Genomic DNA, 12,670 nt, shown 5'->3' on the forward strand with positions numbered 1-12,670 from the left:
AAGGCTTAACCTTTCATGGCTGATAGCATGCCACCATATATTTTATTCAATGAACTTACATTCGCATTCAACTTTGCCAATTCATTCTTGAAAGCTTCAGTTTCTTTCCCTGCTTCATTCAATCCTTCCAAGGCAGTAGTCATGTTAGAATAGAATTTATTCAATGTCTTCACATGCGAATTAGCATCTTGAAGTTCCATTTCATAAACATTATTCAATGCAGATAAATTTTTTGTTACTGTGACTACTTGGTTGTGGTATTCTTTTGCATCAGCAGAAGCGTTAGACATTTCTGTCAAAGCAGCGGCTGTTTTACCATAAGACTGATTGATATCTACCAATGTTTTGGAAGCTGACTTTACATTTTCCGCATATTCATTTGTAGCGACGGCTGCATCAGATAACTTACCCATTTTCTCAGCAGAGGAGGCTAGATTTTGCATTCCTTTACCGAGACTTTCAATCAGATCAGGACCAATTTTGGCATTGGCAAGCATTTCATCTAATTGTTGAGTAGCACTAGGCCCAGTTGCTACTACCCTAGCTGCAGCTCTTCTTTCAGCAGGTGTATCACCCGCTAACTCCGGATATACTTTTGTCCAATCCAACTCTTCATGTGTAGGCTCGAAAGCAGATAAAAAGAAAATCACTGCTTCCGTGGATAGACCTATTCCAATCATCCAGTTTGCACCTGGCCAATCCAAAATTTTAAACATTGCCCCAAGGATAACTACAGCTGCACCGATACCGTAAATCTTTGGCATGATAGAGCCATAAAATTTATACTTAAATGATTGTTTATTCTTTTCCATTGTAATTAAAGTATCTATTTGATGATTGAGTTGTTAATTATTAGAGTTTGTTTATCGTTGTCTTCTTCTGTTGTTACCTACATCCATTGATCCTGATCTCCCTATAAATGTCATCGTAGTTCTGAATCCAATATGTGCAGTCTTCACGTCTTGAAATTCATAGGTTCTTGTGCTAGTCTCCAAGTAATGTGCGATATCTTTCCATGAACCGCCTCTGACTACTTTTCTCATCTCTCCTTCTTTCGTATATCTTGGATCCAAATCCCAAGTCAATGCTGTACCGACTTCGCTATAATCATCTAAAACCCACTCTGCAACATTTCCTGACATATTATACAAGCCAAATCCATTAGGAGCATATACATCTACTGGTGCAGTGTAAGAAAACCCATCATCGATGTAGTTACCGCGACCTGGTTTGAAATTTGCCATTAGACATCCTCTTTTGTTTTTCAAATATGGGCCACCCCAAGGATATTTTGCTACGTCTTTACCTCCTTTTGCAGCATATTCCCATTCTGCTTCTGTAGGAAGTCTGAATGGAGGCATTTCAAAATCTGCCTTATCGTTAGCATTCATGTGGTAAGTTCTCCATTCGCAATACATGTTAGCTTGTTCCCAGCTAACTCCTACCACGGGATAATTGTCAAATGCAGGGTGATCGAAATAGAATTCCATCAATGGATCTCCATAGTGGTATGAGAAGCTAGATGACCAAACAGTAGTATCAGGGAGTACCTCATCTAAATTGAATTGAGGAGGATCCTTTAATGTTGTTGGGGTAGAATATGAATACTCTCCCAATCTAACTGCCTCCACAAACTGTCTATATTTATTGTTGGAAACTTCATATTTGTCCATGTAAAACTCTGAAATTGTAACCTGCCTGTTGAAGGCGGATTGCGTTGATGCAATATCTTCATCAGCTTGTCCCATCCAGAACGTCCCTGCTTTGACTGGAACCATGTCGATAGGAAGGTTTTGTTGCCAGCCAACTCTCTTTGCAACCCCAGTTACTTCACCTCTTCTATTATCCTTTTCACTTGCAGATCCTTTCTTTCCAAAAAGCCCACATCCTTGCAAAAGCGAAACGGCTAAAACCATCGCTATCATAGGGAAATACCTTGAAATCATTTTTTTATACATTAATGACACTAATTAAGTTATATAAATAACTGTTAACCTTCGCTACCAACGAAAGCGAAATTTAAATGAAAATCTGAGAAAATTACTAATCAATCATAAAATTTTATTTTAGAATCGATATCTCGGTGTTCTCTGAATTACTCTTTGAAACTCTCTCGAAACCTGAGGGAGATTATATGTCAACATAAACTCGTGACTTGTAGGTGATTTTGCTTCAACCCCACCAACTACTAAATCAAAAGCATAACCTATTCTTAATGAATTATCTTTTAGAAGACTGTAACCTACCAAAAGAGAAATACTTTCTTCACCTCTAAATGCCAAGCCTCCGCTTAATTTTTGATTATGTGTCGCTATAACGCTCAAGTCATAAGAAAAATTATTAAAAGAAACTGTTTTTAATAGAAAACTTGGCTCAATTGTCAGAAAAGCAAATGTTCTTATCCTATAACCTGCATTAAGATATGTGTGATTTTTTAATTGATTTTCAATTGCCCCATCACCAAAGTCAAACCCTGGCTCATTGAGGTGCTTTGTGCTTGCCCCAACATAGAAATTCCCTCTATCGTATATTGCACCTAACCCGAAATTGACATTCATCTGTGTTTCATTACCAGTCGCAGGCACATTAGGATCAGGATTGACAAGGTTTAACTCGTCATAATTTATCGTACTGGAATATAGCCCGCTTGAAAAACCTACGCTCAAAATACCTCTGCGAAGTCTCATGTGATATCCCAATGACAAATTAACTTCTTGATTTGTAGTTGGACCAATATTATCGTTAACAAATGTCAGGCCATAACCCATATTGAGATTATCCAACGATCCTGCAGCAGTCAATAATTGCGTGATGGGAGCAGTCCCATTTGATCCTGAGTAATTGGCCCATTGTGTTCTATGTAATGCTGAAAAATTATACCCTTTTTGCTTACCAGCAAAAGCTGGGTTATAAAAGAGTCCGTTATACATATATTGAGTGAACTGCGCATCTTGCTGCGAAAAAGCACTGCTAGCGAATAGTATCGTTAACAACAAAATGGGTAAAAATCTAAGTGAGGGGTTTTTCAGCTTATCCATGTATCAAAAGATTTTATCTTTTCAGAACCTATTCTACACAATTAAACTGAAAAACCCCACAAAAGATTGAAAAGATGTCATAAATTATTTGCCTTTTTTATATAAAGCTCCAAAGCGCCTGTCATACTTGGTGCGTTAGGCATGGGAGCTTCTATATCCAGAAGAAGGTTTTCTTCTCTTACTGCCTCTGCTGTAGTCGGTCCAAATGCTGCTATCCTTGTATTATTCTGCTTAAAATCCGGGAAATTTGTCATCAAAGATTTGATTCCAGAAGGGCTAAAAAAAGCAAGGACATCATACTTGATATCTCTCAAGTCTGATAAATCTGCCGCAACGGTATGGTATATAATTGCTTCAGTAAACTCTATGTTACTTTTGGACATGTAAGTAGGGATTTCATCCTTTCTGATATCCGAACATGGGAAAAGGTATTTTTCAGATTTATGCTTTTTGAAATAATCAAACAAATCTGAAGCAGTTTTCTGACCGACAAATAATTTTCTTTTCCTAATTACAATATATTTCTGAAGATAATGGGCCGTTTGGTCTGAGATACAAAAATATTTCATGTCAGCTGGCATTTCTATTTTCATCTCTTTGCAGATTGTAAAGAAATGGTCTATAGCATTTCTGCTGGTGAAGATGATTGCAGTATGTTTGAGTATATCAATTTTCTGCTTCCTAAAATCTTTTATAGAAACTGGCTCAACCTGAATGAATGGCCTGAAATCAATTTTTAGATTATATTTTTCCGCCAACTGAAAATAAGGAGACTTATCATCGCTAGGTTTAGGTTGTGAAACTAATATGCTTTTAACTGGGTGGAATCTGTCTTTAGTAGATTTACTCATAGTGTATCGCTTATTCTTATTTAAACCTTCTTTTGAAATTAGCTAACCCATGATAAGTTTTGAAATTATCAGAAAGGGCACTAATTCCGCGGTGCAAATGTAAGCAAATAAATGGTAATTATTAAAAGCTACGCGATTCATCATAATAAACATCAAAAGTCCTATACAAATCAGATAAATCCAGAACACCAACAAACTTGATATTTTAACAACAATAGCTAAATCCTCTGGGCTATTGAGTACAAAATAAGATATCACCAGCGAAAACAACAACGCCAATACAGAAACGACTCTCAATAAATAGAAAAAATGTGAAAATTCGTTTTTACCAAGTTCATAGATAATTGACATGAACTTTATGAATAAAAACTTAATCATAGTCAATCCAAACAAAATCAAGGTTGCAAAAAGCCAGTACAAAAACAGCTCGTTAATACTTCCTTCAACGAATCTGCTAAAATATTCAAACCCGACTTCTCTAACTCCTACCATGGCAATCAATGCTAACAACATATTCACGATTATAATATAGAATATAATATCCAACGAAAAAAATTTCTGCAATGAATTGGACTCTGAAAAATCTTCCGCATTAAATATCCCTTGAGGATTGACAATATAATTCAATACCAAAGGATAAAACATTTTATAGATTGCAATTAAAAATAGAATAGCAATCAAAGAAAGAAAGTAAAAATCATTAAAGTTATCAACCCTTCTTTCTTCAAAATTTTGCGCCAATTCCTCTCGTGCCAATTCTTGAGGAGTTGGCTTATCGAAATACCCTTTTTTTATAGATACATCTGAAGTTCTTATCCCCTTTTTCAAGACTGAAAAATCAATTTCCGAGACTTCTTTCAGTTTGAATTTTGCTTCAAGTGCATCACGTGAGATTCTAAAAATAGTATCATTTGATGTATTGAACCACAAAACCTGTCCTACAAATAACGTAGCGCCAGATGGGATTTTTACCAAAAATTCAGAATTCGGAAATGTCCTAATATCAAGGGATGCCTGTACAATCTCAGATGATTGAAACCATCCAGATTGCACTACATATTCTAGTTTTGAATCATAATTCTCAATTACTTGGCCTATCAATTGAAATTGAAACGCTGAAAAATAAATTACAATCAAAATGATCTTCTTAATTCTATTCATAAAATTAAAATCTTCCTGTATAACCAAAATGAATCTTGGAGAGATTTAGCGCAAATTCTTGGCCATTGGAACTTCCAAGTGCATAGATAAAATTGAAAATCCCACTATTGGTTTCCAAACTAAATCCCAACCCTGTGGAAAACGTGTAGTCTGTATTCAATCTTTGAACGCTATTCTCCAATCGACCTGCATCTGCAAAAATCATAAAATAAGAATATGTATCAAAGTAGAATCTTGGCTCGAATGTAAAATATGCGTAATTATTGGCAAAAAAGAAATTTTCATTGAACCCCCTGATAGTCCTCAAACCTCCCAACCTGTACAAGTCATTTCCTAATAAGTTGTCATTTACGAGCATTCCTCCTGCCAGTTTGGCCATCAAACCCCAATTTGAGTTAAAGTAAAAATGCTTTACAGCTTCACCTTTTATGTAGTATTGGATTGTTTTCATATCAATCCCTTCATAAACTGCATCTGGAAGGCCTGTGTTTCTTAATATTTCTTTATTCCCAATCGCAAATTCCAATTGCCCATAAAATCCCCTTCTAGGAAGTAACATGTCATCCAATCTAAACAACTCATATTCAATTCCGTAATTGTTATATCTAAAATCAGCAAATTCCGGCAAAGTTTGAGTCTCTTGTAAACTCGCTGTAGCCAGCAAATCCCCTGCTTGCCTACTTCCAAAAAACCTGATGTAACTATCCGCCTTGAATCTATACCCAAAATCCAACCTGAAATCCCTATTCAGAAATGTGGTATCTTCCTTCAAAAGCGAAAATGTAGCTCCTATATCTATCATAGAACCCAAAACCATCGGTTCAATTGCTTCGACTTTCAGATTTTGGGAATATTGACTGAGACGCTGCCAATTTAGCCTATAATTCCTGCCCTTTCCACCCACATTATATAAACCTAGGTCGAATTGTCCAGTTACCAACAGTTTGTTTTCCTCAATTTCATTTGGCAAAAAGCCAATAATCCCGTCCAAGGTGTTTATTTTCCTGTCATTAATAGGTAAATACAATGTTGCTTCTTCATTTTGAAAACTGATTTGTGGTTCACCTGACCACCTGAGATATGGCAAGTTTTTGATTTGTCTGATTGCTTGTTCTACTTTCTTTTGAGAAAATGCATCTCCTGGCATGATTTGAAGATATTTTGCCAAAAACATCCTTTTCGTTTTTGAGTTTCCAGAAATCCTCAAAGTGTCAAAAGAAATAAATGGACCTAGATTTATATTTAGAGCACCAGAAAAACCATCTTCAGTTCTTTCCAAGCTATCTAGCTTGATGGTCGCAAAAGGGAAGCCCTCATTTTCAGACTGAATCAAAACCTTTTCAAATAGGTCTGCTACTTGATTATATTGGAAAGGCTTTTTTCGAAATCTGAACTGATCAAATCCAGAATTCAGCAACAAAACAGGATCAACATTTCCCGATCTCAACTCAACCCAATTAAATTTGATTCCAGTGGCAATAGCCAAAAAAAGTGTATCCTCCCTAATTTCCCTTTTAAACTCGGTGGCTGCCAAAAACCCTGATGCATACAATTCATTAAAAATACTCCTGATCTTGTTTGATCTTTCAATCGAGTCTAGGAAAGTCAGCGTCTCAGACTTATCCACACCTCCGAAGATTTCATAATACAGATGTTTCTCCACTTGCCCTATTGCAAAGCGGGAGGCAAAACAAATGAAAAGAGCGATTATGAATATTGATTTTTTCAATGATAGTATGAAATATGTATCAGGTCTTTGGCTGAATTTTCTTTGGACAAAGAGCAATGATCATTTGATACGAGTGCAAAATTTGGGTTAAAAATAAGCTAGATTTTGATACTTCTTTGCATCCGCTCTATCTTTATGTCCTAAACTATCAGATTTGGCCGGTATATACATCCACATTCCATTTTGCAAGCAAGCGTGTCATTATTGTGACTTCCATTTCTCGACCAATCTTGATATGGCTGAAGCTATGGTGAGCATGATTTGTAAAGAATTAGTCCAAAGAAAAGAATATCTTCCAAAAGACTCGACAATCAATACTGTCTATTTTGGAGGTGGAACACCTTCTTTACTAAACACCTCTCAGCTTGAACGAATTTTGGAATCTGTTTACCAAAATTATTCCGTCGACCTTGAAGAGCTCACGATAGAAACTAATCCGGACGATTTGAAAAAGGAGAAATTGGGAAACCTTAAAAGTCTAGGATTTGACAGACTGAGTATTGGCATTCAGAGCTTCAATCCTGAAATTCTCAAATTTTACAATCGTGCACATACTTCCGAAGAATCTTACTCGGCGATAGATTTGGCAAAAAGTTCAGGATTCGAAAAACTATCCATAGATCTCATCTATGGATTCCCGCATCAGGATCATTCGATCTGGAAAAAAGACCTTGCTATTGCTATCAGCCAAGATCCTGGGCACATCAGTAGTTATTGTCTTACTGTAGAGCCCAAAACCGCATTGGGAAACTGGGCGAAAAAAGGAAGCTTCACTCCCGCTTCCGAAGATTTTTCAGCCGAACAGTTCGAAATGCTCCAAGATTCTATGGAAAAAGCCAATTACATACAATATGAAATTTCGAATTTTGGGAAAACCAATCAATTTGCTGTGCATAACACCAATTATTGGAAAGGTATTCCATATTTGGGAATCGGTCCAAGTGCCCATTCTTTCGACGGAAAAGAACGTGGATCGAATTTGGCAAACAATGCGAAATACATCAAAAACTTATCGGATGGAATAAATTCATTTGACATCGAGCCTATGTCTGATGAAGATTTGATAAATGAGTACATTTTGACATCACTCCGTACAATCTGGGGCACGGATATTGGCTTTGTAAACTCAAAACTCAAAATGGATTTTGTTTTGCAAAAAAAGAGAATGTTGAAACAATTAGAAGATGAAAAGTTGATAGCAATTCAGAACGACCACATTCTGTTAAGTAAGAAAGGAAAGCTTTTGGCAGATAGTATTGCGGCTTCACTTTTTATCTGATAAATTAGCTTACTTTTGAAATTGAAATGGAGAAGTACAGAGATCACTCAAACAGGAAAAAAGAAGTTGCACCACTTCAAGAAGCTTTCGATGAATTGCTCAAAGCTTATAGGCTAAAGGATAAATTTGACGAAAGACTTCTGGTACAATCATGGCCTGAAATGATGGGAAATACTGTAGCGAGCAGGACTACCTCAGTTTATATCAAGGACAAAAAACTTTTTGTAAAAGTCACCTCAGGTGCAATCAAAAAAGAAATGTCAATGAATCGTACCAAAGTGTTGGAGATTGTAGAACAAAAATTTGGGAAAGGGATTATTACTGAGATTGTGTTTTTGTAAGTTCATAGTATTTTTTTTCAAATTCACAATCAGTAACGCACTGAAGATTTTCGTTAGATACTGTTTGATTTATAAAATGATAGTATGAAGTAAAGAATCTTGACCCATCGTTGATATCTGTAGTGATCTCTTTTCCCTCTTCATTATGATGAAAATTACGCATATGACCAGAGACAATGAAATTGTGATATTTATGCAAAGTCCCTTCCCTTTCGAGAATAGTATCTTTTTTAGCAAAAAAAGGTTGAAAAAGTTGGCGACAGTATGCTTGGTCACTTTCGGGGATTTCTATTAATACCCTGACATAATTAAAGAAAGTTTCGAAGAGGTGATTGATCTTATCAGCGTCGTTTATGATATAATTATCCATCTAGTGGGTGCTCTTTTCTAAATTAAAACCTTCGCTAAATTGCTTTTTCTTTTGATTAGATGTTTTTGATTTACGCAAAATAAGGGATTTGACGTATATGAAAAGTAGCCTATTTCCCTTTCCAATAAAGAAAAGCACTCCCGTAGGAAATGCTTTCCGTTATATTGTGGACATACCTTAATTTAATCCTGTGCCCCAAAAACTCTTCTCATCAATGCGGAGGTTCTTGCCAATGGATCTTTTCGGATATTTTGTTCTTCTTCTGCGATCAATTTGAAAAGTCCGTCAATTGCCCGATTGGTAACATAAGCATTAAGGTCTGGATCTATTTTTCTATTTGTAAGTGGTATGGCGTTATAGGTAGTGGCTATATCGCTATAAAACTTTGTAGCTTCGACCTCATTGAGTGATTCTTGTATCCTTGGCTGAAATAATTCTACGAGCTGCGTCTCGGTAGTCCTTCTCAAAAACTGAGTAGCTGCATCGGGTTCTCCTTTGAGGATGTTGAATGCATCTTGGATTGTAAGTTGTCTTATGGCACTGATAAATATTGGTTTCGCCTCGACCGCTGCTTTTTCGGCACCTCTATTGATTGCCAACAAAGCCCTGTCCACTTCAGATCCTAAACCAATCTGTCTAAGGGTAGATTCTACCCTGCGTGCATCTTCGGGAAGGAGAATTTTAATCATTTCATTCTTAAAAAAACCATCAGTAACAGACGCTTTATCGGCCCCTTTGCTGATTCCTTGTACCAAAGCTTCCTTCAAACCACTTGAAACTTCAGCTTGTGTCAGTGGTCCTTGACCACCTGCAGACTCAAGAAATCTATTGATATCTGCCGCAGTACAAGAGGCCAATACTAAAACTAAGAAAATTGAAAAACTAAATAATCTACTCATAATTAACTTTTAAAATTTTAACATTTATTTATACTTATTCAGGTAAGCGGTTTCATGAAAATTAAGTTAGTTTGTGTATTATTGTAGTCTTCTACACAAAATGTTCAAGTTTCCAAACCTAAATATCGGCAAGATAAGTCTTTTGGTTGCCATTATGACTTGGCTATCCTTACTTTTTGTAGATATTACTAGGCTTTTTGGTAAACTAAATCAAATGGATTCTGGTACCGCTCCAGAAATATCCTACATTCTTGAGATACTTTTTTTTATAGTTGTATATATTTATTTTAATTACTCCATAAATAATAGTAAAAAAAACAATTTTATTGACCTTATTTGGAGAGCTGCAACCACTGGAATAGTAGCTACCAGTATTTCAATATTTATATCAATTTTCTATTATTTTCTTGGAGAGAGCAGGTTGGCATCTGACCCCTTATTAAGGAATGTTTTCTACCATGTTGATTTTGGTTTTGCCACTGTATTTCTGGTGTCGTGTACTTTGCTGTGGAAGCATTTGATTCTTTATCAAAAAACCAAAAAAGTCGTTCAGCAATGGCAAGCATTTGAGATAGGACTCTTAGTAAGTATGTTTTTTGTGTTTTTCAATCAAAATACTCTCGACTACAGTTTCCTATTTGGTCTTTCAGTTCTTGTAATATTTGGGGCTTCTCTCTCAATCAACTTAAAATGGATACCATATTTGACTTTTAAAGAAAAGTGGAAATCCATTCTTTTCATGCTTTTAATCCAGTTTTCGGCTGCATATCTATTTATTCAAATCCTTACTTACAGTCAAGGAAACTCACTCTATATTAACTTGACTGACAACCTTTTTCTACTTTCTTTATTTGCTTTTGTTTTCATCTACGCTGTCTTCAGTTTTTTGGTTACACTATTTAACCTACCTACTTCTTCTGTTTTTGAACAAAAACTCGTCGAAGCGATCAACTTCCAAAGATTGAGCCAATCAATCAAGCCAGGAGAAAATGAGAATCAAGTTTTGGACATATTAATGGACTCTTGTATGAGTGCTGCTTATGTAGATGCTGCATGGCTTGAAATAAAAACAAATGAAAATGACTGCAAGGTAATCCACCAACGATATGTCACAAACAGTGAGCGCAAGGATTTGCAAAACCTGATTAATTCCACCAGGCCATTTTCGGAATTTTCTTGGCAAGAAAAAAATAATGACTCAAAAATTCTGTCTGGAAAAATTCAAGACCTCAAATACAAATCTGTAACGATCACGCCATTGGTCATCAACAAGGAGACGGTAGGGAGAGTTATCCTATTAAAAGAAGTCAAGGATGGGTTTAACAAAGAGATGATGAATATCATTTCGACTTTTGTAGGACAAGCATGTATTTCTGTAGAAAATTATAGACTTTTGAATGAGGCGTTGAAAAACGAACGCTACAAAGAAGAGCTTCTAATTGCGCAACGTGTACAAAGGAGCCTGCTTCCATCCACATTACATCATGACGATACATTCGAAATCCATGGATTTTCTGAAGCCGCAGATGAAGTAGGAGGAGATTATTATGAAACGCAAATACTCGGTAAAAATGAGTTTGCTGTGATAATCGGGGACGTATCTGGAAAAGGCACTTCAGCAGCATTCAACATGTCTCAGATGAAAGGCATATTCCATAGTCTTGTTCAACTAAACCCTACTCCAAAAGAGTTCTTGATCAAGGCTAACAAAGCTCTTAGCCATTGTTTGGAAAAGAACCATTTTATTACGACGGCTTACTACATAATAAATACCAAAGAGCGAAAAATCAACTACTCAAGAGCAGGCCATTGTCCTACTTTGTACTACAATGCCAAAGTAGAAGATTGCGAATACTTGAGTATCGATGGAATGGGCTTAGGGATTTTGAGGAATCAGCTTTATGAAAAGTATGTACATGAAAAAGAACTCTCTCTAAATAAAAATGATATTTTGGTTTTGTTTACTGATGGTATTGTAGAAGCCAAAAATGAAAATTCTGAAGAATTTGGATACGAAAGACTTAAAAAAGTGCTTTGTAAGTTTCATTACTTGAGTGCTGCAGAAATCCAACAAAAAATCATTGATCAAGTTTATGAGTTTATAGGCTCTTCAACTCTTCCTGATGATGACTATTCACTTCTTGTAATCAAATTTATTAAATAACCCCTTGACAATAAAAGCGTATACAATATCATGCTAAAGATCGAAACTTCAAAAAACTCAAATTATACAACAATCAAACTGATTGGAGAAGTCGATGCAAGCAACTCCGTGGAGCTTGATGAAGCAATAGTTGCCTTGGTAGAAACCGACACTAAAAACATCTTAGTAGATGGTTCCCAACTAGAATACATATCTTCAGCTGGTTTGGGTGTATTTATGTCATACATTGAGGATTTTAATGAAAAAAAAATAGGCCTAGTGATCTTTGGACTCAATGAAAAAGTATTTCATGTATTTCAAATCTTGGGATTGGATCAGTTGATCAATATCAAGTCTAGTAAAGAAGATGCAGTGATGGAGTTATGATGAAGTATGAGCTAAAATTATATTGTGAAACAAGTCGACTTTCGGATCTTAGAAATTTTTTGAATAAAATCTTACAGGATACATCCCTTTCCGAAATAGAACAACACCAAGTTACATTGGCGGTGGACGAGGTTTGCGCAAACCTAATCATACACTCCCATGGATGTAATTCTAATGAGTCTATACAAATAAGCGTAGAGAAAGAGAAGGGCTTACTAAAAATTGAAATTACAGATTCTGGTGATGGCTTTAATATTACTGAGTATGTAGAACCAGAAATCGCCCAAGTCAAAAAAGCGAAAAGAAAAGGAGGCTTAGGCATCATCCTTGTTAAAAAAATTATGGATAAAATTGAGTTTGAGACATCTGGATTACAAAACACATGCAGATTGTTCAAAAATCTTAAATCCAAATAATTGTTAATTATAGATTCTTTATCATTGCGACCCAAATAAATCTACATTTTAATTTG

The 12,670-nt window shown here is 35.8% G+C and carries 14 protein-coding genes; 6 read left to right on the plus strand and 8 right to left on the minus strand.

All coding sequences use genetic code 11. The annotated features are described in order from the left end of the window. Positions 1-5: 5 nt before the first annotated feature. From porL to MM213_RS10920, 6 genes are all read right to left on the minus strand, one after another. Positions 6-812: a type IX secretion system motor protein PorL/GldL gene (gene porL, locus MM213_RS10895; protein ID WP_241412211.1), complete on the minus strand. Its 807-nt coding sequence runs from the start codon at positions 810-812 to the stop codon at positions 6-8. A 51-nt stretch (positions 813-863) separates the two neighbouring features. Further along, positions 864-1,958: a T9SS ring complex lipoprotein PorK/GldK gene (gene porK, locus MM213_RS10900; protein ID WP_241412213.1), complete on the minus strand. Its 1,095-nt coding sequence runs from the start codon at positions 1,956-1,958 to the stop codon at positions 864-866. 108 nt (positions 1,959-2,066) lie between these two features. Continuing rightward, positions 2,067-3,038, minus strand: coding sequence for a PorP/SprF family type IX secretion system membrane protein (locus MM213_RS10905; protein WP_241412215.1), 972 nt, complete (start codon positions 3,036-3,038; stop codon positions 2,067-2,069). 77 nt (positions 3,039-3,115) lie between these two features. After that, on the minus strand, positions 3,116-3,889 hold the full coding sequence (locus MM213_RS10910; RefSeq protein ID WP_241412217.1) for a uroporphyrinogen-III synthase: 774 nt from the start codon (positions 3,887-3,889) through the stop codon (positions 3,116-3,118). A gap of 42 nt (positions 3,890-3,931) precedes the next feature. Beyond that, positions 3,932-5,050, minus strand: coding sequence for a DUF4271 domain-containing protein (locus MM213_RS10915; RefSeq protein WP_241412219.1), 1,119 nt, complete (start codon positions 5,048-5,050; stop codon positions 3,932-3,934). A 4-nt stretch (positions 5,051-5,054) separates the two neighbouring features. Next, complete coding sequence (locus tag MM213_RS10920; protein ID WP_241412221.1) at positions 5,055-6,713, minus strand: POTRA domain-containing protein; 1,659 nt, start codon at positions 6,711-6,713, stop codon at positions 5,055-5,057. A 31-nt stretch (positions 6,714-6,744) separates the two neighbouring features. Between MM213_RS10920 and MM213_RS20880 the strand changes: the two genes are divergently transcribed. From MM213_RS20880 to MM213_RS10930, 3 genes are all read left to right on the plus strand, one after another. Beyond that, positions 6,745-6,870: a hypothetical protein gene (locus tag MM213_RS20880; protein WP_255806952.1), complete on the plus strand. Its 126-nt coding sequence runs from the start codon at positions 6,745-6,747 to the stop codon at positions 6,868-6,870. Positions 6,871-6,933: 63 nt separating this feature from the next. Beyond that, the gene (hemW, locus tag MM213_RS10925; protein ID WP_241412223.1) at positions 6,934-8,058 is read left to right on the plus strand and encodes a radical SAM family heme chaperone HemW; all 1,125 of its coding nucleotides are present in this window, start codon (positions 6,934-6,936) and stop codon (positions 8,056-8,058) included. A 26-nt stretch (positions 8,059-8,084) separates the two neighbouring features. Continuing rightward, positions 8,085-8,399 (plus strand): DciA family protein, encoded by a 315-nt coding sequence (locus tag MM213_RS10930; RefSeq protein ID WP_241275014.1) that lies wholly within the window; start codon positions 8,085-8,087, stop codon positions 8,397-8,399. Here MM213_RS10930 and MM213_RS10935 read toward each other — a convergent pair. Then, entirely contained in the window at positions 8,377-8,769 is a 393-nt protein-coding gene (locus tag MM213_RS10935; RefSeq protein ID WP_241412225.1) for a cyclic nucleotide-binding domain-containing protein, read from the minus strand. The genes MM213_RS10930 and MM213_RS10935 overlap by 23 nt on opposite strands. A 182-nt stretch (positions 8,770-8,951) precedes the next feature. Then, on the minus strand, positions 8,952-9,668 hold the full coding sequence (locus tag MM213_RS10940) for a DUF4197 domain-containing protein (RefSeq protein ID WP_241412227.1): 717 nt from the start codon (positions 9,666-9,668) through the stop codon (positions 8,952-8,954). Positions 9,669-9,768: 100 nt separating this feature from the next. Between MM213_RS10940 and MM213_RS10945 the strand changes: the two genes are divergently transcribed. The 3 genes from MM213_RS10945 to MM213_RS10955 are packed head-to-tail and all read left to right on the plus strand — an operon-like array spanning position 9,769 to position 12,614. Next, positions 9,769-11,832: a GAF domain-containing SpoIIE family protein phosphatase gene (locus tag MM213_RS10945; RefSeq protein WP_241412229.1), complete on the plus strand. Its 2,064-nt coding sequence runs from the start codon at positions 9,769-9,771 to the stop codon at positions 11,830-11,832. 30 nt (positions 11,833-11,862) lie between these two features. Continuing rightward, entirely contained in the window at positions 11,863-12,198 is a 336-nt protein-coding gene (locus tag MM213_RS10950) for an STAS domain-containing protein (protein ID WP_241412230.1), read from the plus strand. After that, complete coding sequence (locus MM213_RS10955; RefSeq protein WP_241412559.1) at positions 12,198-12,614, plus strand: ATP-binding protein; 417 nt, start codon at positions 12,198-12,200, stop codon at positions 12,612-12,614. Before MM213_RS10950 ends, MM213_RS10955 begins: the two co-directional genes overlap by 1 nt. Positions 12,615-12,670 lie beyond the last annotated feature (56 nt).

It is taken from the genome of Belliella alkalica (assembly GCF_022549785.1).
GTDB lineage: Bacteria > Bacteroidota > Bacteroidia > Cytophagales > Cyclobacteriaceae > Belliella > Belliella alkalica.